25 protein-coding genes are annotated in these 23,498 nt (G+C 71.6%); 10 read left to right on the forward strand and 15 right to left on the reverse strand.

The features are described 5' to 3' along the window. Positions 1–35: 35 nt before the first annotated feature. The 4 genes from OHB00_RS05655 to OHB00_RS05670 are packed head-to-tail and all read right to left on the reverse strand — an operon-like array spanning position 36 to position 2,970. Entirely contained in the window at positions 36–632 is a 597-nt protein-coding gene (locus OHB00_RS05655) for a hypothetical protein (RefSeq protein WP_406431856.1), read from the reverse strand. A gap of 51 nt (positions 633–683) precedes the next feature. Beyond that, a complete protein-coding gene (locus OHB00_RS05660; RefSeq protein ID WP_406431858.1) occupies positions 684–1,625 on the reverse strand; it encodes an ABC transporter substrate-binding protein in 942 nt (313 codons plus the stop codon). Next, positions 1,622–2,293, reverse strand: a complete 672-nt coding sequence (locus tag OHB00_RS05665; RefSeq protein ID WP_406445624.1) for an ABC transporter permease — start codon at positions 2,291–2,293, stop codon at positions 1,622–1,624. Before OHB00_RS05665 ends, OHB00_RS05660 begins: the two co-directional genes overlap by 4 nt. After that, positions 2,290–2,970: an ABC transporter permease gene (locus tag OHB00_RS05670; protein WP_406431860.1), complete on the reverse strand. Its 681-nt coding sequence runs from the start codon at positions 2,968–2,970 to the stop codon at positions 2,290–2,292. Before OHB00_RS05670 ends, OHB00_RS05665 begins: the two co-directional genes overlap by 4 nt. Positions 2,971–3,206: 236 nt before the next feature. On the opposite strand from OHB00_RS05670, the gene OHB00_RS05675 reads away from it, so the two are divergent. Both OHB00_RS05675 and OHB00_RS05680 read left to right on the forward strand, forming a co-directional pair. After that, positions 3,207–4,064 carry an AAA family ATPase gene (locus OHB00_RS05675; protein WP_406431862.1) on the forward strand — a complete coding sequence of 286 codons (858 nt, stop codon included), beginning with the start codon at positions 3,207–3,209 and terminating at the stop codon, positions 4,062–4,064. Next, positions 4,061–5,446: a VWA domain-containing protein gene (locus OHB00_RS05680; RefSeq protein ID WP_406431864.1), complete on the forward strand. Its 1,386-nt coding sequence runs from the start codon at positions 4,061–4,063 to the stop codon at positions 5,444–5,446. Before OHB00_RS05675 ends, OHB00_RS05680 begins: the two co-directional genes overlap by 4 nt. Positions 5,447–5,499: 53 nt before the next feature. Here OHB00_RS05680 and OHB00_RS05685 read toward each other — a convergent pair whose 3' ends face one another. Further along, positions 5,500–5,865, reverse strand: a complete 366-nt coding sequence (locus OHB00_RS05685; protein ID WP_406431866.1) for a cupin domain-containing protein — start codon at positions 5,863–5,865, stop codon at positions 5,500–5,502. Between the two features lie 111 nt (positions 5,866–5,976). Between OHB00_RS05685 and OHB00_RS05690 the strand changes: the two genes are divergently transcribed. The 6 genes from OHB00_RS05690 to OHB00_RS05715 are packed head-to-tail and all read left to right on the forward strand — an operon-like array spanning position 5,977 to position 11,549. Next, complete coding sequence (locus tag OHB00_RS05690; RefSeq protein WP_406431868.1) at positions 5,977–7,128, forward strand: NAD(P)/FAD-dependent oxidoreductase; 1,152 nt, start codon at positions 5,977–5,979, stop codon at positions 7,126–7,128. Then, the gene (locus OHB00_RS05695; protein WP_406431870.1) at positions 7,125–7,424 is read left to right on the forward strand and encodes a (2Fe-2S)-binding protein; all 300 of its coding nucleotides are present in this window, start codon (positions 7,125–7,127) and stop codon (positions 7,422–7,424) included. The genes OHB00_RS05690 and OHB00_RS05695 overlap by 4 nt, the downstream gene beginning before the upstream one ends. Next, on the forward strand, positions 7,417–8,838 hold the full coding sequence (locus OHB00_RS05700) for an NAD(P)/FAD-dependent oxidoreductase (protein ID WP_406431872.1): 1,422 nt from the start codon (positions 7,417–7,419) through the stop codon (positions 8,836–8,838). The genes OHB00_RS05695 and OHB00_RS05700 overlap by 8 nt, the downstream gene beginning before the upstream one ends. A gap of 33 nt (positions 8,839–8,871) precedes the next feature. After that, a complete protein-coding gene (locus tag OHB00_RS05705) occupies positions 8,872–9,768 on the forward strand; it encodes a dihydrodipicolinate synthase family protein (RefSeq protein WP_406431874.1) in 897 nt (298 codons plus the stop codon). Positions 9,769–9,811: 43 nt separating this feature from the next. Further along, complete coding sequence (locus OHB00_RS05710; RefSeq protein WP_406431876.1) at positions 9,812–10,813, forward strand: proline racemase family protein; 1,002 nt, start codon at positions 9,812–9,814, stop codon at positions 10,811–10,813. A gap of 31 nt (positions 10,814–10,844) precedes the next feature. Continuing rightward, a complete protein-coding gene (locus OHB00_RS05715) occupies positions 10,845–11,549 on the forward strand; it encodes a GntR family transcriptional regulator (RefSeq protein ID WP_406431878.1) in 705 nt (234 codons plus the stop codon). A 14-nt stretch (positions 11,550–11,563) separates the two neighbouring features. On the opposite strand, the gene OHB00_RS05720 is transcribed toward OHB00_RS05715, so the two are convergent. Then, on the reverse strand, positions 11,564–13,882 hold the full coding sequence (locus tag OHB00_RS05720) for an MFS transporter (protein WP_406431880.1): 2,319 nt from the start codon (positions 13,880–13,882) through the stop codon (positions 11,564–11,566). Positions 13,883–14,232: 350 nt separating this feature from the next. Here OHB00_RS05720 and OHB00_RS05725 point away from each other — a divergent pair, with 350 nt between their 5' ends. Both OHB00_RS05725 and OHB00_RS05730 read left to right on the forward strand, forming a co-directional pair. Then, complete coding sequence (locus OHB00_RS05725; protein WP_406431882.1) at positions 14,233–15,777, forward strand: protein kinase domain-containing protein; 1,545 nt, start codon at positions 14,233–14,235, stop codon at positions 15,775–15,777. A gap of 41 nt (positions 15,778–15,818) precedes the next feature. Then, positions 15,819–16,784 (forward strand): pirin family protein, encoded by a 966-nt coding sequence (locus tag OHB00_RS05730; protein WP_406431884.1) that lies wholly within the window; start codon positions 15,819–15,821, stop codon positions 16,782–16,784. Between the two features lie 852 nt (positions 16,785–17,636). On the opposite strand, the gene OHB00_RS05735 is transcribed toward OHB00_RS05730, so the two are convergent. The 9 genes from OHB00_RS05735 to OHB00_RS05775 form a co-directional block, all read right to left on the reverse strand. Further along, complete coding sequence (locus tag OHB00_RS05735) at positions 17,637–17,951, reverse strand: DUF6087 family protein (protein ID WP_406431886.1); 315 nt, start codon at positions 17,949–17,951, stop codon at positions 17,637–17,639. A gap of 66 nt (positions 17,952–18,017) precedes the next feature. After that, on the reverse strand, positions 18,018–19,151 hold the full coding sequence (locus OHB00_RS05740) for a protein-L-isoaspartate(D-aspartate) O-methyltransferase (protein WP_406431888.1): 1,134 nt from the start codon (positions 19,149–19,151) through the stop codon (positions 18,018–18,020). Further along, on the reverse strand, positions 19,151–20,116 hold the full coding sequence (gene tgmB, locus OHB00_RS05745; RefSeq protein WP_406431890.1) for an ATP-grasp ribosomal peptide maturase: 966 nt from the start codon (positions 20,114–20,116) through the stop codon (positions 19,151–19,153). Before tgmB ends, OHB00_RS05740 begins: the two co-directional genes overlap by 1 nt. After that, positions 20,116–20,412, reverse strand: coding sequence for a putative ATP-grasp-modified RiPP (tgmA, locus tag OHB00_RS05750; protein WP_406431892.1), 297 nt, complete (start codon positions 20,410–20,412; stop codon positions 20,116–20,118). The genes tgmB and tgmA overlap by 1 nt, the downstream gene beginning before the upstream one ends. A 187-nt stretch (positions 20,413–20,599) precedes the next feature. Then, positions 20,600–21,265, reverse strand: a complete 666-nt coding sequence (locus OHB00_RS05755; protein ID WP_406431894.1) for a JmjC domain-containing protein — start codon at positions 21,263–21,265, stop codon at positions 20,600–20,602. 12 nt (positions 21,266–21,277) lie between these two features. Then, positions 21,278–21,631 carry a hypothetical protein gene (locus OHB00_RS05760; protein ID WP_406431896.1) on the reverse strand — a complete coding sequence of 118 codons (354 nt, stop codon included), beginning with the start codon at positions 21,629–21,631 and terminating at the stop codon, positions 21,278–21,280. 92 nt (positions 21,632–21,723) lie between these two features. Further along, entirely contained in the window at positions 21,724–22,449 is a 726-nt protein-coding gene (locus OHB00_RS05765; protein ID WP_406431898.1) for a hypothetical protein, read from the reverse strand. Further along, positions 22,446–22,871, reverse strand: coding sequence for a DUF6415 family natural product biosynthesis protein (locus OHB00_RS05770; protein WP_406431900.1), 426 nt, complete (start codon positions 22,869–22,871; stop codon positions 22,446–22,448). The genes OHB00_RS05765 and OHB00_RS05770 overlap by 4 nt, the downstream gene beginning before the upstream one ends. After that, positions 22,871–23,371 (reverse strand): ATP-binding protein, encoded by a 501-nt coding sequence (locus OHB00_RS05775; protein WP_406431902.1) that lies wholly within the window; start codon positions 23,369–23,371, stop codon positions 22,871–22,873. The genes OHB00_RS05770 and OHB00_RS05775 overlap by 1 nt, the downstream gene beginning before the upstream one ends. Between the last annotated feature and the right edge of the window lie 127 nt (positions 23,372–23,498).

A 23,498-nucleotide genomic window follows, 5' to 3' on the forward strand; every position in this document is an offset into this window, starting at 1 on the left:
ACGGAGCGCGGCCGGTGATCGGTGGCCGGTGGTCGTCAGCAGTACGTCATCGGGCAGCCGCGGCGCAGCGAGTGCTGGGCGGCCCGCAGGTAGAGCGCGACGTAGAAGGCGGTGTCCAGGTCCTCGCCCCAGGGGCCGGGACGGACGGCGGCCGCTTCCTTGGCCGGGCCCTCCAGGAACCACATCGTCAGATCGAGGTTGTCGCAGGCCTCCGGTATCGACTCGACGGGAAGGCCGATCGCCGCCGCGAGCCGTTGCGCGAGGGCGAGCACCTCGGGTGCGCCGGCGATCACCGTCTCGTCGGTGTAGGCGGATTCGACGGGCAGCCGGATCTCCTCGTCGAGCGAGAAGGGCACCAGCACCGACCATCCGAGCAGCAGTTCCCCTTCCTTCGGTGACAGGTGCTCTCGGCACAGTGCGCCGAACCCGTCCATGGCCGGTACCAGCTTCTCCTCGAACGACAGCCCCGAGCCGCGCACGAAGGCGGCCGCCTCGGGCACCGACTCGTACGGCGCCAGCCCGCGCCGTCTCAGCTCCTCGTCGAGGGCCGCGGCGAGGACGCCCTTGCCGCCCTCGTCCTCGTCGCCGTCGAGCCAGTCCTGCGCACCGACACTCACCAGATAGATCCCCATACCCCGAACGTACCGGCCGCCACTGACAACAGCCCCGGCCGCCGCCTGCCGTCACTTCAGCAGGTCCCTGTCCCGCAGGTAGGTCCGGGCCACGTCCTGGGCCAGCCGCCGCCAGCTGTCGACCTGCTGGTTCATCGAGGCCAGGTCGGCCGTCGTCAGGATGTCGTTGAGCTTGCCGAGCGCCTTCGTCACCCGCTCGCTGCCGGCCCGGGCCCGGTTGACGACGGGGACGACGTAGTCGGCGTTCTGCAGATGTCTGTCGTCGGCGAGGAGGACCAGGCCGAACTGGCCGAGCGTCGCGTCGGTGGTCGTGGTCAGCACCATCTGGTCCTGCCCGCTCTGCACGGCCCGCTTGGCCTGGGTGGTGCCGACGCCCTTGGGGTCGACGCCGGTGATGTCGATGCCGTAGACCTTCTTCAGCCCCGGCTCGCAGTACGGCCGTTGCACGCACTCGTCGCCCGCCGCGAGCCGAACCTTCAGCCCCGAGGCGCCGAGGTCGGTGAGCGTCCTGAGGTGGTGCCGCCGGGCGTAGGCGGCGGTGACCGCGAAGGCGTTCTGGTCCACCGCCCTGCCGGGGTCGAGGACGGTGAGGCCGCGGGGGGTGGCGAGGCGGCGCAGTGCCTTCATCGTGGTCGTGAGATCGGGTGAGCCCACGGGGGGTGCGTCCGGGCCGTTGGTCCTGGCGTTGAGCCAGTCGGCGAAGGTGGCCGCGTATTCGGGGACGACGTCGATCTGCCCGGACTCCAGGGCGGGTTCGTAGATTTCGCGGTTGGCGACGGTGATCAGGGAGGTGCGGTATCCGGCCTGGTTCAGGAGCTGGGCGTACATCTGGGCCAGCAGGTCGCTCTCGGTGAACCCGGCGGAGCCGATGGTCAGGTGCCGGCTGTCGCCCGGGGGTGCGGTGACCTCGCCGCGGTTCTCCAGGGCGGGGCCGGTGGCGCACCCGGTGAGGGCGAGGAGGAGTACGGTGCCGGCCGCCGTGCGGGCTCTCATCGCGAGCCCCGCGTCCGGACCGGGGCGAGCCGTTCGACGAGTGCGAAGACGCCCTCGACGATCAGGGCGAACCCGGCGACCAGGATCGCTCCGGCGACCACCTGGGGTGTGCTGGCCAGGTTGAATCCGGCGGTGATGATCCGGCCGAGGCCGCCGCCGCCGGCGAGCGCGGCGATGGTGGCGGTGGCGACGAGCTGGACGGCGGCGATGCGCACCCCGGTGAGGAGCATGGGGAGCGAAAGGGGCAGTTCCACGTGGAACAACATCTGTCGCCCGGTCATCCCCATCCCCCGCGCGGCCCGCACGATGCTCCGGTCGACCTCGCGCATGCCGACGTAGGCGTTGGTGAGCAGGGGCGGTACGGCGAACAGCACCAGGGCGACCACCGTGGGGCCCTCGCCCCAGCTGCCGATCGGGGTGAGCAGGAGCAGCACCAGGACGGCGAAGGTGGGGACGGCCCGGCCGACGTTGGAGATGTTCACGGCGAGCGCGCCGCCCTTGCCGAGGTGGCCGAGGACCAGCGCGACAGGGAGCGCGATCAGGCAGCTGATGACGAGGCAGACGATGGTGAGGGCGAGGTGCTGGAGCAGCCGGTGCCCGATGCCGTCGTCGCCGGCCCAGTGCGCGGAGTCGGTGAGCCAGGCCCAGGCGTCGGCGAGGGTGTTCACGCCCGGGCCGCCCGCGTCCACGGGGTGAGCAGCCGCTCCACGCCGAGCAGCAGCAGGTCGGCGGCGACGGCGATCACCACGCACAGCACGGACGCGGTGAGGACCTGGGCCTTGAAGTAGGTGTTCATGCCGGCGTAGATCAGGTTGCCGAGGCCGCCGAAGCCGACGATCGCGCCGACGGTGACCAGGGAGACCGCGGAGACGGTGGCGATGCGCAGGCCGGCCATCGCGGCGGGCAGGGCGAGGGGCAGTTCGACGGTGAGCAGGAGCCGGATCGGGCCGTAGCCCATGCCGCGGGCGGCCTGCCGGGTCTCCTCGGGGACGGCGCGCAGACCCGCGAGGATGTTGCGCACGAGCAGGGTGAGTGAGTAGAGCACCAGACCGGCGACGACAAGGGTGGCCGAGAGTCCGTACAGGGGCAGGAGCAGGGAGAACATCGCCAGGGACGGGACGGTGTAGAGGATGGTGGTGACACCGAGGACGGGTCCGGCCGTCCAGCGCCGGCGGCGGGCCAGTACGGCCAGTGGAACGGCGATGGCCAGTGCGATGAGCACCGAGACCGCGGTGAGCCGGAGGTGCTGGCCGACGGCGTCGAGGAGGATCTGCCGGCGGCTGGTCAGATAGGCACCGCAGATCCACTCGTTGCGCGCGAGGCAGTCGTCCGGGGGCGCGGTCACGCGTCCATTGCACCGGTGGGCGACGGGCCCGGCGCGTTGTGGTGATCCGTCCGGGTCGGCCGGCCCCTCCCCGCTACTCCGTCCCGGCCGCGTCCATGAGGGCGTCGGCCGTTTCCGCGGCCAGTCCGTCGTCCAGTAGTTCGATGCCGGTGACAGGGGAGGTGAACAAGCGCTTAGATAGGAACCCTGACCTGTTCACCGCCTGCGTTCCACGCCCTGATCCGCCGGAGGCTCCGTTGTTCACTTCCGTCGACGACGTCTCCGCGCGCCTCGCGGAGACCGGCTACCTCGCCTCCCCCGCCGTCGCCACCACCGTCTTCCTGGCCGACCGGCTCGGCAAACCGCTCCTCGTCGAGGGCCCCGCGGGGGTCGGCAAGACCGAGCTGGCGAAGGCCGTGGCCGAGGTCGCCGGGGCCCGGCTGGTACGGCTGCAGTGCTACGAGGGGGTGGACGAGTCCCGGGCGCTGTACGAGTGGAACCACGCCAAGCAGCTCCTGCGGATCAGCGCGGGCCGGGACGAGACCTGGGACGAGGCCCGCACCGACATCTTCAGCGAGGAGTTCCTGCTCCCCCGCCCGCTGCTCACCGCGATCCGGGGCGACGACCCGAAGGTGCTGCTGATCGACGAGACCGACAAGGCCGACGTCGAGGTGGAGGGCCTGCTCCTGGAGGTGCTCAGCGACTTCCAGGTGACGGTCCCCGAGCTGGGCACGGTCACCGCGACCCGCCGCCCCTTCGTCGTGCTCACCTCCAACGCCAGCCGTGAGCTGTCCGAGGCACTGCGCCGCCGCTGCCTGTTCCTGCACATCGGCTTCCCGGACGAGGAGCTGGAGCGCCGGATCGTGCGGCTGAAGGTGCCGGAGCTCACCGAGGCGCTCGGCGAGTCCGTCGTCCGGGTGGTCGGAGCGCTGCGGGCCATGGACCTGCGCAAGGTCCCCTCGGTGGCGGAGACGATCGACTGGGCCCGCACCCTGCTGGCCCTGGGCGCCGACACGCTCGACGAGCAGGTCGTACGCGATTCCCTGGGCGTGATCCTCAAGCACCAGGACGACATCCAGAAGGCTGCCGCCAAGCTGGACCTGGACGCGCTGTGAGCACACCGGCCGAGGCCCCGGCCGGCCTCGCCGCCCGGCTGACGGCGCTGGTCGGCGCGTTGCGGGCGCACGGGGTGCGGATCGGCACCGGGGAGACCGTGGACGCCGGCCGGGCGGTGGCGGCGCTGGGGCTGGCCGACCGCGAGCTGCTGCGCGAGGGGCTGGCCGCGACCCTGCTGCACGGCACCGGCCAACGGGCCGTGTTCGACCAGGTCTTCGACCTCTACTTCCCGCGCGCGGTGGGCGGGCCCGGCGGTGGATCCGGCGACCGGTCCGGTGACCGGGAGGAGCTGCGGGAGCGGCTCGCGGCCGCGCTGGCGGACGACGACACCGCGCTGCTGCGCCAGTTGGCGGCCGAGGCCGTGGACGGCCTGGGCGGATACGGGAGTTCGCCGGGTTCGGACGGCTGGTCGTCGTACCAGACCCTGGACCGGCTGCGGCCGCAGACGCTGCTCGCGCGGGTGCGGACGGATGTCCGTGCGCGGGGTGGAAGCGGCTCCGGGTTCGCGGACCGGCTGCTCGACGACGAGATCCGGCGGCGGATCGAGGCCTTCCGGGGCATGGTCGCGGCGGAGGCCCGGCGGCGGGTGGCGGAGCGGCGCGGCCGGGACCGGATCGCGCGGCGGGCGGTGGCGCCGAGCGCCGACCGGGTGGACTTCCTCTCCGCCGGACGCGACCAGCTCACCGAGCTGCGCAGGACCGTGCAGCCGCTGGCGCGGAAGCTGGCGACCCGGTTGGCCGCGCGCCGCCGCCGGGCCGCGCGGGGCACCATCGACCTGCGGCGCACCCTGCGCGGGTCGCTGTCGACGGGCGGGGTGCCGATGCGGCCGGTGCTGCGCCGGCGCCGGCCGGTCCGCCCCGAGCTGGTGCTGCTGTGCGACGTCTCGGGCTCGGTGTCGGGGTTCTCCGACTTCACCATGCTGCTGGTGCAGGCGCTGCACGACCAGTTCAGCAAGGTCAGGGTGTTCGCGTTCGTCAACCGGATCGACGAGGTGACAGGCCTCCTGGAGCACGGCCGGGCGGATCCGGAGGGGCTGGGCGCCCGGATCCGCGCCGAGGCGACGCTCACCGGCTGGCACGGCAGCAGCGACTACGGCATGGCACTGGGCGAGTTCGCGGAGCGGTACGGCGCCGCGGTGACCCCCCGGACCACGGTGTTCGTGCTCGGCGACGCCCGCACCAACAACCTCGACCCGAACCTCGCCGCCGTCCGCGAGATCACCGCACGGGCGCGGCGCGTCTACTGGCTGAACCCCGAACCGCACTCCCTGTGGGGCACCGGCGACTCGGCCGCTCCGGAGTACGCGGAGCTGGTCGAGATGCACGAGTGCCGCACCGCGCGCCAGCTCGGCGGGCTGATAGGGCGACTGTTGCCGGTGTGACACACCGGGTGCCGTCACCCGCGGGGGGGGGTGACGGCACCCGTCGGCCGCTCTCAGGTCTCCTTGGCCTTCGCGTAGTCCGTCGCCATGCCGCCGGCGAAGTCGTACAGGATGACCTGCTCGTCTCCCACGACCCAGGCGTCGTGTCCCGGCGGGCAGACGAAGACGTCACCGGGGCCGATCTCGCCCTCACCGCCGTCGTCCATGGCCAGGTGCATCCTGCCCTGCACGACATAGCCGTTGTGGTGGACCATGCAGCTCTCGGTGCCCGCGATCGGCCCCACCGACTCCGTCCAGCGCCAGCCCGGCTCGAAGGTGGCGATGGCGAAGTCGAGGCCGGTCAGGTGCACGGCCTCCAGGTGGCCGCGGGGGAAGTCGCGCCGCTCGTCCGGCTTGTCGACCGTCTTGATCTCCAGCATGACGGTGTCCTCCCTTCGAACTCCCGTCCACCACTCCATCGTCTTCCTGTCAACTCGGGGGCGCCATTCGGCGGTCTTCCCTCGCGCTGTGCCATGTGACATATTACTGGCGTGAGCATGCGACTGACCTGCGACGTCGTGGTGATCGGGGCGGGCATGGTGGGTGCCGCCTGCGCTCTGTACGCGTCCCGGGCGGGTCTGGACGTGATCGTGGTGGACCGCGGTCCGGTGGCCGGCGGCACGACCGGGGCGGGCGAGGGCAATCTGCTGGTGTCCGACAAGGAGCCGGGGCCGGAACTCGAACTCGCTCTGGTTTCTGCCCGGTTGTGGGCCGGCCTGGCGGCGGAGCTGGGTGACCGGATCGAGTACGAACCCAAGGGCGGGGTGGTCGTCGCCGCCGAACCTGAGGAACTGGCCGCCCTGGAGAGGTTCGCGGCCGGGCAACGGGCCGCCGGGATCACCGCGGAGAACGTCGACGCGGACCGACTCCGCGACCTGGAGCCGTACTTGGCCCCCGGCCTGGCGGGCGGGATGCGCTACCCCCAGGACGCACAGGTCATGCCGACCCTGGCCGCCGCACATCTGCTACGGGCCTCCGGTGCCCGCCTGTCGGCCGGCCGCACGGTGACGGAGGTGGTGCGCGGCGCCGACGGTGCCGTACGCGGAGTCCGCACCGACCACGGCGACATCCAGGCCCCCGCCGTCGTGAACGCGGCCGGGACCTGGGGCGGCGAGGTGGCCGCCCGCGCCGGTGTGCGCCTCCCCGTCCTCCCCCGGCGCGGCTTCGTCCTGGTCACCGAGCCGTTGCCGCGCCGAGTACGGCACAAGGTGTACGCCGCCGACTACGTGGCCGACGTGGCCAGCGACTCGGCCGCCCTGCAGACCTCGCCGGTCGTCGAGGGCACGGCGGCCGGGCCGGTCCTGATCGGCGCGAGCCGGGAACGGGTCGGCTTCGACCGGTCGTTCTCACTGCCGGCCGTACGGGCGCTGGCGGCGGGCGCGACCCGGCTGTTCCCGTTCCTGTCCGGGGTCCGCGCGATGCGCAGCTACCTGGGTTTCCGCCCGTATCTGCCCGACCACCTCCCCGCGATCGGCCCGGATCCGCGGGCGCCGGGCCTCTTCCACGCCTGCGGTCACGAGGGCGCGGGCATCGGCCTCGCCACCGGAACCGGGCAGTTGATCGCGCAGGTGCTGAGCGGCGAGAAGCCCGAGCTGGACCTGACCCCGTTCCGTCCCGAGCGCTTCGGCGAGGAGGCCCCGTGAACCCCCTGGAGCTGGTACGGGCCCGGCCGGGCCCCGCCTTCACCGTCACCTTCGACGGCCGGGAGCTCGTGGCGCTGCCCGGCCAGACGGTCGCCGCCGCCCTCTGGGCGTCCGGTGTCACATCCTGGCGGACCACCCGCGGCGAGGGCCGTCCGCGCGGGGTCTTCTGCGGGATCGGCGTCTGCTTCGACTGCCTGGTCACCGTCAACGGCCGCCCCAATCAACGGGCTTGTGTCGTGCCCGTCGAGCCCGGCGATGCGATCCGTACGCAGGAGGGCACGGGTCACCATGACTGACACAAGCCGCCAGGAGACGTCACCCCGTCTCGCCGTGATCGGCGCGGGCCCGGCCGGTCTCGCCGCCGCCCTGGCCGCCGCCGGGCACGGCCTGCGCGTCACCCTGATCGACGCGGCGCCCGAGGCGGGCGGTCAGTTCTACCGGCAGCCCGCCGCCGGGCTCAGGGCCCTCCGCCCGCAGGCCCTGCACCACCGGTGGCGTGACTGGGAACGGCTGCGCGCCGGCCTCGACCGGCAGCTCACGGCCGGGCGGGTGACCCATCTCCGCGACCACCATGTGTGGTGTGTGACGCGCGGACGGCGGTCCGGTTTCACCGTGCACGCGCTGCTCGGCCCCGAGCAGGAACAGCCCGTCGAGGTGCGCGCGGACGCGGTGCTGCTCGCGACCGGCGGCTACGAGAGGGTGCTGCCCTTTCCCGGCTGGACGCTCCCCGGTGTCGTCACGGCGGGCGGGGCGCAGGCCATGCTGAAGGGCGGACTGGTGCTGCCGGGCCGTACGGCGGTCGTCGCCGGCACCGGACCACTGCTGCTGCCGGTCGCCGCCGGGCTCGCGGCGGTCGGCGCCCGGGTGGCGGCCCTGGTGGACTCCGCGGACCCACGGGCCTTCGTGCGGCGCTCCCCCGCGCTGGCCGCCCAGCCGGCCAAGCTCGCCGAAGGCGCCCTCTACGCGGCCCGGTTGCTGCGGCACGGGGTGCGCCCCCTGGTCCACCACACCGTCGTCGAGGCGCACGGCGACCAGCGGCTCGAAGCCGTCACCGTCGCCGCGCTCGACGCCACGGGCCGGGTACGGCCGGGCACCCGGCGGCGCATCGGCTGCGACACCCTGGCCGTCGGGCACGGCATGCTCGCGCACACCGATCTCGCGGAGGGCCTGGGCTGCCGGATCGACGGTGCCGCGGTGCACGTGGACGACGAGCAGCGCACCGATGTCCCGGGGGTGTGGGCGGCGGGCGAGGCCACCGGCATCGGCGGCGCGGAACTCGCCCTCGCCGAGGGGCACGTCGCGGGCCGGTCGGCCGCCGCGCGGCTGTCGGGCCGGGAGCCGGACGCACCTGGCTGGGCGAGGGCGGCCCGGGTCCGTGCGGGGCTGCGGCGGTTCGCCGCGGCGATGGACGACGTCTACGCGCCGCCCGCGCACTGGGCCGAGCAGGTCACCGACGACACGGTCGTCTGCCGGTGCGAGGAGGTCACCGGCGGGGCGGTCCGGCGGGCCGTGACCGAGTTGGGTGCGGGAGACGTACGGACCGTCAAACTGCTCACGCGGGCCGGGATGGGCTGGTGCCAGGGCCGGATGTGCGGGCCGGCGGTCGCCGGGCTCGCCGGCTGTCCGGAGACGGCGGCACGCAGACCGTTCGCCCGGCCGGTGCCGCTCGGGGTGCTCGCGCGGGCCGGCGGTACCGACGACGAACAGTGATATGTCACATTCCACCACCATGGAGGTTCCCCGATGACCGCCCTGCACCCCCGCCCCTGGCGCGGTGTCCTCGTAGCAACCGCGCTTCCGCTCCGCGACGATCTCTCCGTGGACCACGACAGGTATGCCGAACACTGTGCCTGGCTGGTCGAGAACGGCTGCGACGGCGTCGTACCGAACGGCTCGCTCGGTGAGTACCAGGTGCTCACCCCCGAGGAACGCGCCAAGGTCGTGGAGACCGCCGTGGCCGCGATCGGCGGGGCGCGGGTCATGCCCGGGGTCGCCGCCTACGGCTCGGCCGAGGCCCGCCGCTGGGCCGAGCAGGCCCGGGACGCGGGCTGCGCGGCCGTGATGCTGCTGCCGCCCAACGCCTACCGTGCCGACGAGCGTTCGGTGCTGGCGCACTACGCGGAGGTCGCGCGGGCGGGGGTGCCGGTCGTCGCTTACAACAACCCCATCGACACCAAGGTCGACCTGGTGCCGGAACTCCTTGCCAAGCTGCACGGCGAGGGGTACGTCCACGCCGTCAAGGAGTTCTCGGGCGATGTCCGGCGCGCCTACCAGCTGGCCGAACTCGCCCCGGACCTGGACCTGTTGATCGGCGCCGACGACGTCCTGCTGGAGCTGGCGATCGCGGGCGCCAAGGGCTGGGTGGCCGGTTACCCGAACGCGCTGCCGGCCTCGACGGTCGAGCTGTACCGCGCGGCGGTGGGCGGGGACCTGGACACCGCCAGGCGGCTGTACGAGCAACTGCATCCGCTGCTGCGCTGGGACTCCAGAGTCGAGTTCGTGCAGGCCATCAAGTTGTCCATGGACATCGTCGGCCGTCACGGCGGCGCCTGCCGGCCGCCGCGCGTCCCGCTGCTGCCCGAGCAGGAGGCCGCGGTCCGCGCGGCCACCGAGAAGGCCGTCGCGGCCGGACTGGCGTGACCGGCCCCGGACCGGCCCGGACTCCCGACCCATCAGGAGCGTCATGCGCAGCAAACTCGTCCTGCACGCCGTCGACTCGCACACCGAGGGCATGCCCACCCGCGTGATCACCGGCGGGATCGGGACCATTCCCGGCGCGACCATGAACGAGCGGCGGCTGTACTTCCGTGAACACCGCGATCACGTCAAGCAGTTGCTGATGAACGAGCCGCGCGGGCACTCCGCGATGAGCGGCGCGATCCTGCAGCCGCCGACCCGGCCCGACTGCGACTGGGGCGTGGTCTACATCGAGGTCTCCGGCTATCTGCCGATGTGCGGGCACGGCACGATCGGCGTGGCGACCGTGCTGGTGGAGACCGGGATGGTGGAGGTGGTGGAGCCGGTCACCACCATTCGGCTCGACACCCCCGCAGGTCTGGTGGTCGCCGAGGTCGCGGTGGAGGACGGCGCGGCGAGGAACGTCACGCTGCGGAACGTGCCGTCGTTCTCCGTCGAGCTGGACCGGAAGATCGTGCTGGCCGACGGGCGGTCGGTGACCTACGACATGGCGTACGGCGGCAACTTCTACGCCATCCTCCCGCTGGACGAGTTCGGTCTCCCCTTCGACCGCGCCCGGAAGGACGACATCCTCCAGGCCGGCCTGTCCCTCATGGCGGCGATCAACGCCGAGGCGGAGCCCGTCCACCCCGAGGACCCGTCCATCCGCGGCTGCCACCACGTCCACCTGGTCGCCCCCGGCGCCACGGCCCGCCACTCCCGGCACGCGATGGCCATCCACCCCGGCTGGTTCGACCGCTCCCCCTGCGGCACCGGCACCAGCGCACGGATGGCCCAGCTGCACGCCCGCGGCGAACTCCCGCTGGACACCGAGTTCGTGAACGAGTCCTTCATCGGCACCCGGTTCACCGGGCGGCTCCTCGGCACCACCGAGGTGGCCGGCCGCCCCGCCGTCCTGCCCAGCTTCACCGGCCGGGCCTGGATCACCGGCACCGCCCAGTATCTGCTGGACCCGGCCGACCCGTTCCCGGCCGGCTTCGTACTCTGATCCTCTTCGTACCCGTCCCAGGAGTTCCCCCATGGCCGACCAGCCCAGCAGTGCGTCCACCGGCGCTCCCGCCATTCCGTCGCTCGGCGGCCGGAAACCGAACTTCCGGGAACGGGTCGTGGACGTCCTGCGGGCCGCACTGATCGCCGGTGAGCTGCGACCCGGCGAGCTGTACTCGGCGCCGGGGCTCGCCCCCCGCCTGGGTGTCTCCGCGACCCCGGTGCGCGAGGCCATGCTCGAACTGGTGAAGGAGGGCATGGTCGAGATCGTTCCGAACAAGGGGTTCCGGGTCACCGCCGTCTCCGAGCAGCAGCTCGACGAGTACACGCAGGTCCGGTCCCTGATCGAGATCCCGACGACCGTCGCTCTCGCGGCCACCGCCGATCCGGGCGACCTGGAGGCGCTGCGCCCGCTCGCCCTGGAGATCGTCACCTCGGCCGTGAAGGGCGACCTCATCGCGTACGTCGAGGCCGACCTGGCCTTCCACCTGGGGCTGCTGGGGCTGGCGGGCAACGGCCATCTCGTCGAGGTGGTACGGGACCTGCGACGCCGTTCGCGGCTGTACGGGCTGACGGCGCTGGTGGCGGCGGGACGTCTGAAGGCCTCCGCCGAGGAGCATCTGGAGCTCCTCGACGCCCTGCTGGCCCGCGACGAGCAGGCCGTGCGCGAGGTGATGACCCGCCACCTGGGCCATGTGCGCGGCCTGTGGGCGGCCCGGCAGCCCGAGCACGGCTGACAGCTCCTGACGAACTACGCTCCCGGGTGGGCGAGTTCGATGTCGTGGTCGTGGATGTCGGCGCCGGAGACGGCCACCCCGGCGGCGTGCGGCGGGTAGCCGGTCGCGATGACCGTGTACTGGCCGCTGTCCAGGTCGGAGAAGGCGTACGCGCCGTCGTCCCCGGTGGTGGTGGTGCCGACGACGTTGCCGGCCGCGTCCACCAGCGTGACCCGGGCGTCGCCCAGCGGCCCGCCGGCTCCGCGAACGGTGCCGCGCACATGCGACCCGGGCCGCAGCTCGACCTCGACCCGGGCGTTCCCGGCCGCGGCTATCTCCACGGGCAGTGCCTGCGGCCGGTGCTTGGGCGAGCTGACCGCGAGGGTCACGGTGCCCGGCCCCAGGTCGCCGACGGTGAACTCGCCCAGCCCGTCGGTCCGCTGGGTGGCGAGCACGTCCCCGCGCACATCGGTGACGACCACCGTCGCCCCGGCGACCGGTGCCCCGCTGTCGGCGGCCCGTACCAGCCCGGCCAGACCGCCGGCGCCGGTGAGCAGCACGTCGTACGCGACCGGCCCGGATCCCACGACGAGGGTGGTGGCCTGCGGCCGGCAGCCGTCCGCGGAGGCGATCAGGACGTACGACCCCTCGCCGGGCACCATCACCGCGTAGCCGCCGTCGGCGTCCGCGACCACACGGCCGAGCTGACGGCCGCCGAGGGAGATCAGGGTGACGGCGGCCCGGCCGACACCGGTTCCGTCCGCACCGCGCACCCGGCCGTGCACCTGGATGCCCTCGTCACCGGTGCCGCAGACGTCGGCGGAGACGTCTGCGGAGGCATCGCCGCGAACCTCCGCCGAGACCGGCGGCGCCTCGGGCCCCGGTTCCGTCCCGGCCTGGCCCGCTTCGGTCCGCGCCGCTGAGGCAGTCGCCGCGACCGGCTTGCGGCGCGGGATGAACGCGGCCACGAGCAGGGCCAGGACCGCCGCGCCGGAGCCCGCTGCCATGACCACCTTGAAGCCGTTCTCGGAGGGTACGGTCGCCGTGCCGAAGTCGATGGTCATCTGAGCCAGGATCACCCCGGCGACGGCGCTCGCGGTCGACGTGCCGATGGACCGCATCAGGGTGTTGAGGCTGTTCGCGGCGGCCGTCTCGTGCGGGTCGACGGCGCCCATGATGAGCGCGGGCATCGCACCGTAGGCGAATCCGATCCCGGCGCCGATGACGCAGGAGACGAGCACCAGCTGCCAGACGGCGTCCATCAGCACGATGTTGAGCCCGTATCCGGCGGCCACGATGACCGCGCCGCACATCAGAGTGATCTTCGGGCCGAAGTTCTTGGAGATGAGCGCGGACAGCGGCGCCGTCGCCATCATCACCAGGCCGGTCGGGGCCATCACCAGTCCGGCGTCGAGCAGTGACTTGCCCAGGCCGTAGCCGGTCGCCTCAGGCAACTGCAGGAGCTGTGGAAGCACCAGGGACATCGCGAACATCGAGAACCCGAAGGCGACCGAGGCGAGGTTCGTGACGAGGACCTGGCGGCGGGCCGTGGTGCGCAGGTCGACCAGTGGTTCCCGGGTGCGCAGTTCGTAGAGGCCCCAGGCGACCAGGACCACCACGGCGGCGCCGAACAGGCCGAGCGTGGAGCCGCTGCCCCAGCCCCAGTCGGCGCCCTTGGAGATGCCGAGCAGCAGACAGACCAGGCCCGCCGCCATGCCGAGGGCGCCGACCAGGTCGAAACGGCCGCCGGTGCGCACCTTCGACTCCGGCACGAGGACCAGCACGAGCAGCGCGGCGACGACGCCGAGCGCGGCCGAGGTCCAGAACAGCATGTGCCAGTCGAAGTGGTCCGCGATCAGCGCGGCGGCGGGCAGGCCGAGGGCGCCGCCGACGCCCAGGGAGGCGCTCATCAACGCGGTGGCGGAGCCGAGCCGTTCGGCGGGGAGTTCGTCCCGCATGATGCTGATACCGAGCGGGATCACGCCGGAGGCAAGACCCTGCAGGGCCCGCCCGACGATCATCGGGACGAGGGCGTCGCTCAGCGCGGCGGTGACCGAACCGGCGACCAGCATGACCACGCTGGTCAGCAGCATCAGCCGCTTGCCGTACATGTCGCCGAGCCGGCCCATCACGGGGGTGGCGACGGCGGCCGCGAGCAGGGTGGCGGTGACGGCCCAGGTCGCGTCGGACGCCGAGGCGTTGAGCAGCTTCGGCAGTTCTGGCACGATGGGGATCACCAGCGTCTGCATCAGCGAGACCACGATCCCGCCGAAGGCGAGCACCGCGACGACGGCGTTGGCCCGCGGCGCGGGCGAGTCCCCGGCACCTGTCGGCCGGGGCTGTGCATGGGACATGGTCGGGCCTCCGTTGGGCCGCTCGGGTCTGCGCGACCCTCCCGAATGTAAGTCAATTGATTGACTTAAGCAACAGTCGATCTCGCGTCCGTCCTTGCGAACGGCACCGTGCCCGACGGCGCGCTGACGTGTGCCGCAGTGAACCCGAGCACACCCGTACGGGGCGACAGGCCGCATTCGTTGCCCCGCACGGCCCTTTCCCCTTGGTTCGCAGCCGGAAAGACCTGGCCGACCTCGCCTTCCCAGGAGCGCGGCTCCGGCGGGCCGGCAGTTCCGATCAGGTGGCCAGCAACGGGCAGTTATCGTGACGGGGCTGATCGAACGCGGACAGAGCTGGCGGAGGACGGGCGGTGTCGGACGAGGGGCGGCTGGTCGCCGGGCGGTACCGGCTGACCGAGCGGATCGGACGCGGCGGCATGGGCACCGTGTGGCGGGCCGAGGACGAGGTGCTGGGCCGGCAGGTCGCGCTCAAGCAGCTGCACCCCCGCCCGCACCTGTCCGAGGAGGAGCTGGCCATCCTCTACGAGCGCACCCGGCGCGAGGCCCGCAGCGCCGCCCGGGTCGTCCACCCCAACGTCATCGTCGTGCACGACGTGGTGGACGACGACGGCCGCCCCTGCGTCGTCATGGAGTACGTCCAGGCGCCCACCCTCGCCGACGTCCTCGACGGCGGCAGGACGCTCCCGCCCGAGGAGGCGGCCCGGATCGGCCTCGGCATGATCGGCGCACTGCGCGCCGCGCACGTCGCCGGTGTCCTGCACCGGGACGTCAAACCCGGCAACGTGCTGCTCGGTCCGGGCGACCGGGTCGTGCTCACCGACTTCGGCATCGCCCTGACCGCCGGTTCGTCGACGCTCACCCAGACCGGCCAGATGGTCGGCTCGATCCCCTACATGGCCCCCGAGCGGCTGCGCGGGCTGACCCCGGGGCCGGCCTCGGACCTGTGGTCGCTGGGAGCCACGCTCTACCAGGCGGTGGAGGGCCGGCCGCCGTTTCGGCGCGAGACCGCGATGGAGACGGCCTACGCCATCGTCACCGACCCGGTCGAGCCGCTGAAGCAGGCGGGCCCGCTGGAGCCGCTCGTCCAGCTGCTGCTCGCCAAGGACCCGGCGGACCGCCCCTCGGCCGAGCAGACGGAACGGGCACTGCTGGGGACCTGGTCGGGAGCGGTGACGCCGGCGCCCCGGCGACAGCCGACGCAGCAGGTGCCGGCCGAGACGCAGGCGGCCGGCCCGACGCCGACCGGGGCGGTACCGGCCGGCACGGTGCGCGCGGCTGCCTCTGCCGGCCGCCGCCGGCGGCGGCGCGCCCGGCGTGGCCGGCTCGCCCTGGCGGCCGGGGCGACCGCCCTCGCGGCAGCAGCCGCGGTCACGGCGGCCCTCACGCTCCCCCGCACACCGGCGGACAAGCACCCGGCGACGACCACGCCGACGACGAGCTCGACACCGTCCCCCCTCCCCCAGGGCTACCACCTCGTCACGGACAAGGCCCTCGGCGCCTCCTTCCCCGTCCCCGACGGCTGGACCGCCACCCGGGCCTCCGACGAGGTCACCTACAAGGACCCCACCGGCCTGGCCGGCGTCACCATCGGCATGGTGGAACCGGCTGGCGCGAACCCTGTCACCCACTTCGCCGACATCGAGGCCAACACCAAGGTCAACTACCCGACCTACCGCAGGCTGCGGATGCAGCGGACCGCCTTCCGCGGGCAGCCGGCCGCGATCTGGGAGTTCACCTTCCAGGGCCGGGCTCGCGTCTTCCGCGCCATCGACCTGGGCTACGGCCGGGACGGCGGCCGGGAGTACGACATCTACCTCTCCGCGCCGGACGCGAAGTGGGACACCTACCGACCGGTCTTCGACAACGTGAGGGACGGATTCCGTACGACCGGCTGACCGCTCGGCAACGCGGACCTTCGGCCGCTAAGTTGTCCGACATGAGCAACCTTGACCGCGCGCCCGTTCCGAGCGTGTGCGGCGGCCGCGGATTCGTCGTCGCCGAACCCGTCCGCGAGCTGCTGAGCCCCCGCCACGTTCGACTCGGCGAGTCGACCGAGGTGCGCCGGCTGCTGCCGAACCTCGGCCGCCGCATGATCGGCGCCTGGGCGTTCGTCGACCACTACGGCCCCGACGACATCGCCGACGAGCCCGGGATGCAGGTGCCGCCGCATCCGCACATCGGGCTGCAGACGGTCAGCTGGCTGCACCAGGGCGAAGTCCTGCACCGCGACTCGACCGGCAGCCTCCAGACGATCCGCCCGCGCGAGCTCGGGCTGATGACCTCGGGCCGGGCGATCAGCCACTCCGAGGAGAGCCCCCGGGCGCACGCCCGCTACCTGCACGGGGCACAGCTCTGGGTGGCTCTCCCGGACTCCCACCGCCACACGGACCCGAGGTTCGAACACCACCCCGACCTGCCGGCCGTCACGGCCCCCGGCCTGCGGGCCACGGTGATCCTCGGCTCCCTCGACGGCGCGACGTCCCCCGGTACGACGTTCACCCCCATCGTCGGTGCGGACCTGGCCCTCGCCCGGGGCACCGACCTGCGCCTGCCCCTGGAGCCCGACTTCGAGTACGGCGTCCTGGCGATGTCCGGTGAGGTGCATGTCGACGGCGTTCCGGTGCTTCCGGGCTCCATGCTCTACCTGGGCTGCGGCCGCTCCGAACTCCCTCTGCGCGCGGAGTCGGACGCGTCGGTCATGCTCCTGGGCGGCGAGCCGTTCGAGGAAGAACTGATCATGTGGTGGAACTTCGTCGGACGCACCCAGGACGATATCAAACAGGCCCGGGAGGACTGGATGAACGGGTCGCGATTTGGGGAAGTGAAGGGTTACGACGGGGCACCTCTACCTGCTCCTGAACTGCCGCCGGTGCCGCTGAAACCGCGGGGCCGAGTACGCTGAGCTGGCATTTTCCAATCCGGAACGCACGTGGTCGGGCGAGGCGAAACGCGCCCCGCCCGGTTCACTCAGACTGCGCCAGCAAAGCCCCTTCACACCACCCGTTCCACTCCACCTCGAAGTGCAAGTTTCGCCAACCGTAGTCAGCTTTGGTCGGACTGATGCTGACCCAATGCTGACTTTACTGACAGGTAGTCAGCTCTCTGGGGGTGGCTCTGCTCGCGCTTCCCGCGTCCCCCTCGCTTCCGCGCTTCCGAACTCACGCCGCGGGCCACCGCCGAATCGCCCATCCCTCGGCGAGGGCAGATCCCCGCCCCCTTGGGAACCGGACTGGCCGCACTCACAGTTGTGAGGTCTCCACAAGGACAGCCCGTGGCACATCCTTGCGCCCCGGCACTGGGCAACACCCGTGATTCCGTCGCAGCCGACGTTGACATCGTGCACAGCGTCCGCCGCCCGGCTCCGACAAGGGACCTGCCCTCGCCACCCAGATGCGCCTCGCAGCCCGACACGAACCAAGCAGCAGACCATGTAACGGAGCCGCGAGACTTGGCCGCCCCGTCTGGATAACAGGCCAGCGTCGACCCAAGATTCACAACCTCGGCAGACCAATGGCTCCAGGCGCCGGCATGTACGTGAAGTACAAGGAGACGGCCCGGGGCGGGCTCGCGGTGAACATCATCGACGTGCTAGGGAAAGCGGCGGTGCGCCGTCCCACCCGGCTCCGGGTTGGTGAGTTGTACGGGTTGTCACCGCGCAGCCCGGCAGCGTGTCAGCCGTCAGAGCCTCGACGCCGTCCACGAGGAAAGCGGCGTCGTCGCCCCCTCTGGAGGCCAGGCCCGCTGGCGTACCAGCTCAGATGCGGCGCCACTCCTGCGTAGGCCGGAACGGCCGTTCCGGGGCCGGTGGCAGGGCAGGGAAACGCGGGAGGGGAACGCGCTCCGCCTCATCCTGCGGCCCGGTCTCCTGTGCAGCCGTGGCGTGGTCGTCGGCTACACCGCTCGGCGTCCACTCGTGGCCGTCCCACTCCAGCATCCCGCGCGGGGCGCCCGGCTCTACGTGCCTCCCACGCTCGGGGCCGTCGCTAAGAGGGACGGCCTTGTGATCTCCAAGCTTCGGCCGGTGCGCCTCGCGGCGCGCGGCCCACTCCTCCAGCGGCTCGTCATCCACGGGCTTCCCTCCTTGCTCCTCGTGCCAGTCTGCCCGGGGGCACGGCGCCGCTGAAACCCTGGCAGGTCAGAGGGTGACGGTCCAGCCGCCTCGGGTTAGGGTCGTCGCCCCGTCCGGGGTGACGGTCACCCGGGCCCCGTACACGGGCAGTTCGCCATGTTCGAGCCACCGCCACCTGATGCCGTCCAAGAGGTCGTACAGGCGTCGCGGGCCGCCCTGGTGGACGGTCGCGGTGCGGCTGACGGGCTTAGTCTCAGCACGCGCCCATGAGCCGTCCGGGTGCAGCATCCACGCCATGGGGTTGCCCTCACCGTCGGTGCCGGTGCGGTGCTCGATACCAGGTGCGGTAACGGAGAGCATCGACCACACCTCCCAGGCCTGCATGACGTCCAGCACCGGGAACGGGGAATCGGTGACAGCCTCGCCTTCCTGGTCACGTGCCTGTTGAAACACCTCGTCCAGCAGGGGCGGGTAGTCGTGTCCGGTGCGGGTCGCCATGAACGCGGCCCGGTCCCACTCGATCCGGCCAGTGGCCCCGCCGTCGTCGTTCTTGTCTGCGGTCAGGATCAGCCCGGTTCCGGCGAGGGTGGTCACCAGCCGTCCGCCCGGCCGCAGTGCACGCAGCCAGGAGACGGGAACGCAAGGCACGGACACCATGGAGACGATCCGGCCGTACATGCCGGGGATCGCGGCCGTGGCGTCCTGCGTGAACACTTGCGGGTGGTGGCCGATGAGGTCGAGCCGTTCGCCTGCGGCCGCGGTCAGGTAGGGGTCCACATCCACAGTGGTCACGTTGCGGTCCCCGAGCAGTGCGCACGCCAGGGCGGCGCTGTAGCCGGAGCCGGTGGCCACGTCCAACAGCGTGAGCCCCTCACGCAGCCGCGCGAATTCGAGCATTTTGACCACCAGACTCGGCAGGGTGCTGGACGAAGTGGGTCGTCCGGTCACGGGCTCTCCGTCGGTGGCGTGGTCGGCGTGGACCAGCCCGATCTTGGTGACGAGGGTCTGGTCCGTGTACGCGGCGCGCGCCCACGCCTCCTCGTCCATGGGGCCGTCGGAGGGTGTCCAGCCATCCGGACCGGCGGTCAACCAGCGAGGCACGCACAGATGGCGGGGAGTCTCCAAAAGGGGCCCGCGCCACGGGGAGATGGGGTGCACGCTCGCGCGGGCGAGGGCGGCGGCGTGCGGCTTCCAGTCCATCAACAGGCTCCTTGCAACTCATCGGCGATGGTTTCGGCGATCGGCAGACCGGTCGCGCCTTGGATCCAGTCCCATTGGCCACACGGATTGACCTCCAGGAACGTCCATTCCCCGCGGGGGCCCACGATGAAGTCTGCCGCCCCGAAGCACAGTTGGAGCTGCTTCATCAGGCGTCGCATTCCGGCGGCTACCTCGTCGGGCACCGTGGTGATGGTGTAGGTCAGCGCCCCGTAGTCGCTGCGCCAGTCCTCGTGCGCGGCCTCGCTGCCGGCGTGGATGGCGGCAGCGAACATCCGCTCCCCAACGACAGTCAGACGTACCTCGTGCTCCTTGTCGACCCACTCCTGGAAGAGGTGCGCGGTGGTGCTGATCCCCCGCAGGTCCGCAAGGTCATCCGGGGTCAAGCGTCGCGTGTACACCGACTTGAGCTGCCCGCTCTCGATCAGCACAGGCGAGGCAACCGGCTTGCACACGACGTCCCCGCCGATGTCAGCCGCGAAGGCGCGGACGTCCTCCGGCCGGTTGGTGATCAGGGTGGCCGGGATACACAGCCCGCACGCGCGCGCGGCGGCGAGCTGAACGGGCTTGAACTCTGCGCGCGCCATGGCGGTCGGGTGGGAGACCCAACGGCACTCCAGCGCGGACAGGACGCCACCCACGCCAGCGCGGGCCTGAGCAGCGGCGAACCTCTCCTCCGGGCCAGACATCCCCTCCGGGAACTGAAACGCCCCGGGGGCGCGGTAGTAAACCGCGCCAACCCGGGACAGCTCCACCGTCCGGTGCTCGGTGGTGAGGGCGCCCGTCCACGCATGCCCCTGGTCGATACGTCCGGCCAGGGTGAGCCTCTGCGGGAAGTCGGCAGCGTCCATACGGAACACCTCCACTCCGCGGCTCTCCAGCTCAACGACGACACGGTCTGTGGGCCAGTCGTCCACGGCGGCGATGATCAGGACGGGCGAGGTCATCAGTCCTTGGCCCCCTCGTCCAGCGGCGGCGGGTTCTCCGTCGAGCCGTCCGGCACCGTCGGGCTGTGGGTGCCCGCCATGCACGTCAGCAGGCCGCCGCCGTCGGACAGGTTGACCTGCTGGCCGTGGTCGTAGACGTGGGCCGGGATGCGGACGGCCCCGGTGGAGTCGGGGACGCGGGCGAACCGCAGCGCCCACGGCCGGGTGTGCTCACCCGACGGCGCCTCGGTGCTGTAGGGGGTGCGTCCCCCGGGCAGGGTGAGGGGGAACGCCTCACGCTCAAGTGCTGTCGTCACGGGCTTGTCTCCTCATCGATCGTGGTTCCGGGCATCTGCTGGTGCAGCTGCGCGGCGCTGGGGCCACAGGGGGACGTGGCCCCAGCGCCTTCTCCGCCCGCGCCGAACGCCGTTTGTCGTACGGACGGAGTTTGTTACCTGCCCGATGGCCAGGGCCCGCAGGCGTCCGGGCCTCCAGGCAGGGGCTCTATTCGGCGCCGCCCAGGGGCAGCTGGTCACGTTCCGGGCGCGGGTGGGCGGGATGGTCTGTGACAGCGAAAAGCAGGTGCACTGAGTGGCCGGGGTGATCCGGAGTGGTCACTTCGTGCGTCATGCCCTGCGGCAGGATCAGCACTTCCCCGGCCCGCATCGTGATCTCCTCGGGGTCGCTGCCCTTGGACGTCCAGACCAGCCACCGTTTCGCGCCCCGCATTTGCACGACCACGCCGAGCCATTGGTCATCGTGCGCGCCGAGGTTGCGGTCACCTGCCTGCGACTCATACGCCGTACAGATCACGTGTCGGCTCAGCATCCCTGCGAGGTGAAGCGTCACCAGGCTGAACCAGCCGTCACTTCTCAGGTGCAGGCTCTCGTAGACGCGCGTGCGTGGCCGCTCCTGGTAGGCGAGTGCCACCGCATCCAGGCGGGTGTTCCGCTCGAAGTCCACGCCGTCCATCAGGGCAACCGTCTGGCTCGGCGCTTTCCCCTCTGCCACGGGCAGGACCATGCTCTCGATCATCTCGGCATCGAACGCACCGCTCACGTGCCGTAGGCGCTCGGGCGTCAGCTTGATCCCCGGCAAAACGGCTGGCCCGAGCCCGGCGAGGAACCGTGCAGCCGCGGCGTGAGGCGAGCAGCCATGCTGTGCCTGCATGAGCACGGCTCCTTATAGCACGTAGAGGTGGCCCTTGGTGCCGTTCGGATGCGTGGTCGCGTAGCAGTCGCTCGCGCGGGCTTGTGCCAGGTAGTTCGTCAGGAAGCCGTCCGAGGGGTCGACCGTCTGGGTCTCGTGCAGAACCTCCCCGTCGCCGAGTTCGGACAGCCGGCGCGGGTGCAGCTCCATGATGCGCCGTTCGGCGTTGACCACCTGAACGAGGACTTCGCCCTCGGTGAGATCCAGGTCCTGCGGCGAGTACACGAGCCGGAATGCTCCTCCGACGACGTGCCGATTCAGCACCTCGTTGAGTTCACGGAGCATGGCCGCCTGCTGCTCTATCAGGGTGGGGGTGGCAACGGCCACGTGTATCTCCCTTGTCATATCGGTTGCTTGTGTTTCCTCAGTGGCTCGGCGCAACTTGTCTGCGCCGCCCGCTGTGCCGGGCACGGCATCTCTCAGTCGCCCGGCAGGGGTCTATGCGGCATCCGCAGCTCTCGCAGCAACTCCTCCAGGTCAACGACCCGGAACGAACCGAGCCGGCGGACGAGTTGGGACGCGAGAAACGTGCCCAGATTGGGGTGCCCGTACGGCAGGGGGCTGTCCGGCTGCGCAACGACGTGCACGCCCTTGTCATTGAGGCCGTACAACACGCCGTGGACCCCGTACAGGGGAGCGCTCGGGGCCAGGAACACCACCGGGTCGCCGGCCAGGTGCGGGCACAGCTTGGCTGCGGCACGGGCGTGCCTCGGGCACACTGGCGGCTGATTGGTGATGACGCGATGCTCGTTCGGGCCCTGGTCGTTGGGCCCGGCGAGGAAGATGTACCCGAGCGGAGTCCTCGCGGGCTCGGTGCACACCTGGCAGCGCATCATCTGCATCGTCGCCATCTGGCGGTACGGGTGCATCAGCTTCCACTGAGGAGTGCCGGTCGGCTGCTTGTCCTCGTTCACCGGGTTGAACCCACATCGCGCCCACAGGACGCCCCGCAGGTCCCGGTCCCGGGAGTCCTCATCCTTGTAGCTGAGCCGGAGCCCAGAGCCCTGCCGGTAGATGACGAGGTTGTCCGGTGCCGCCTCCTCCCCTCCCCGCTGGGTGATGAACGGGATGAGGGCTGGCTCGCTTGAGGTTCGCACGGGGCGCGTCTTCTTCCTGTCCGTCTCGGCGGTGCGTGCTGGCGTCATGTCGCCGCCTTGAGACACTCGTTCGCCACCAGGCGCTCAAGGAGTTCGTTCACGGTCCACGCCATCCGGCGCACGTGGCCGACGGCTTTCCGGTGGCCACCGGGCAGCTCCTCGTCCCGGATGGCGCGCCCGCTCCCTATGAGCTCGGCGACCTCCGAGTCCTGCCTGTAGACCTGCGAGGTCAGTGCAACGTTCACGAGCCGCATCAAGTGGCCGCGGAGCCGGAGTGCCATGTCCTCCACCTCCTCCTCGGCCGGCATGTAGTCGTCCAGGACGAGCGCGAGGTCATCGAGCAGGAGGCCATCCACGTACGGCGCCCACCGCTGGACCTTCTCAAGCACCCACCTGAGCCGCTCCGGGTCAAAGCGCGTTTCCGCCAGCCGCACCGAGTGCTCCCAGCGCGGGACCGTCTCCGTAGCCATCACGACGCCGCCTGCCCCCGCCCGCGCTCGCTCGTGTCGCTGTCGCTGATCAGGAAGTTCGCCCAGACATCCTTACCGCCTGAGACTGGCGAGGAGCCGCAGTAGTCGGCGTACGCCATGACAAGCGACAGACCCCGACCAGCCTCGGCGTCAAGGTCGGCGTAGGAGAGTTGCGGGAGCGCGAGGCTGGCGTCTCGTACGCAGACGTTCAGCGCTCCAGGGAGACGTGTGACCGTCAGCCGCGCGCTCGGTGCACCCGTACGAACGTCAGCCGCTACGTGCCGCACAACGTTGGTCAGCAGCTCCGAGACCGTCAGCGCGACGCGATCGTTCAGGCCGGACAGGCCCCACAGCGTCAAGTGAGCGCGCACGATCGTACGGACGATGGGCACGGCTCCCGGGGTGACGTCGAGGTCTATCGAGAGATGCCCCGGATTGCCGCGCGTCGTCGCGCGCACTCCAGGGGTCGGCGGAGCTGACAGTTCCAAGAGCTTGGCCATCACACGTCCAAGGAGGTCTGGCGGAATCCTCACCAACGGGGCTGACTTGCGGTGTGTACTGGTGCGGAAGCGGTCGGCAACCATTCAGTCAGGTCGCGAGACCCGCGTGCAGATCCGGATGCGGAGA

Source organism: Streptomyces sp. NBC_00631 (assembly GCF_045206895.1).
Lineage (GTDB): Bacteria > Actinomycetota > Actinomycetes > Streptomycetales > Streptomycetaceae > Streptomyces.

Coding starts and splice junctions, on each gene's coding strand:
- OHB00_RS05655 (WP_406431856.1), bottom strand. CDS start 632: ATGGGGATCTATCTGGTGAGTGTCGGTGCGCAGGACTGGCTCGACGGC.
- OHB00_RS05660 (WP_406431858.1), bottom strand. CDS start 1,625: ATGAGAGCCCGCACGGCGGCCGGCACCGTACTCCTCCTCGCCCTCACC.
- OHB00_RS05685 (WP_406431866.1), bottom strand. CDS start 5,865: ATGCTGGAGATCAAGACGGTCGACAAGCCGGACGAGCGGCGCGACTTC.
- OHB00_RS05700 (WP_406431872.1), top strand. CDS start 7,417: ATGACTGACACAAGCCGCCAGGAGACGTCACCCCGTCTCGCCGTGATC.
- OHB00_RS05705 (WP_406431874.1), top strand. CDS start 8,872: ATGACCGCCCTGCACCCCCGCCCCTGGCGCGGTGTCCTCGTAGCAACC.
- OHB00_RS05710 (WP_406431876.1), top strand. CDS start 9,812: ATGCGCAGCAAACTCGTCCTGCACGCCGTCGACTCGCACACCGAGGGC.
- OHB00_RS05715 (WP_406431878.1), top strand. CDS start 10,845: ATGGCCGACCAGCCCAGCAGTGCGTCCACCGGCGCTCCCGCCATTCCG.
- OHB00_RS05720 (WP_406431880.1), bottom strand. CDS start 13,882: ATGTCCCATGCACAGCCCCGGCCGACAGGTGCCGGGGACTCGCCCGCG.
- OHB00_RS05730 (WP_406431884.1), top strand. CDS start 15,819: ATGAGCAACCTTGACCGCGCGCCCGTTCCGAGCGTGTGCGGCGGCCGC.
- OHB00_RS05740 (WP_406431888.1), bottom strand. CDS start 19,151: ATGGACTGGAAGCCGCACGCCGCCGCCCTCGCCCGCGCGAGCGTGCAC.
- tgmB (WP_406431890.1), bottom strand. CDS start 20,116: ATGACCTCGCCCGTCCTGATCATCGCCGCCGTGGACGACTGGCCCACA.
- OHB00_RS05755 (WP_406431894.1), bottom strand. CDS start 21,265: ATGCAGGCACAGCATGGCTGCTCGCCTCACGCCGCGGCTGCACGGTTC.
- OHB00_RS05765 (WP_406431898.1), bottom strand. CDS start 22,449: ATGACGCCAGCACGCACCGCCGAGACGGACAGGAAGAAGACGCGCCCC.
- OHB00_RS05770 (WP_406431900.1), bottom strand. CDS start 22,871: ATGGCTACGGAGACGGTCCCGCGCTGGGAGCACTCGGTGCGGCTGGCG.
- OHB00_RS05775 (WP_406431902.1), bottom strand. CDS start 23,371: ATGGCCAAGCTCTTGGAACTGTCAGCTCCGCCGACCCCTGGAGTGCGC.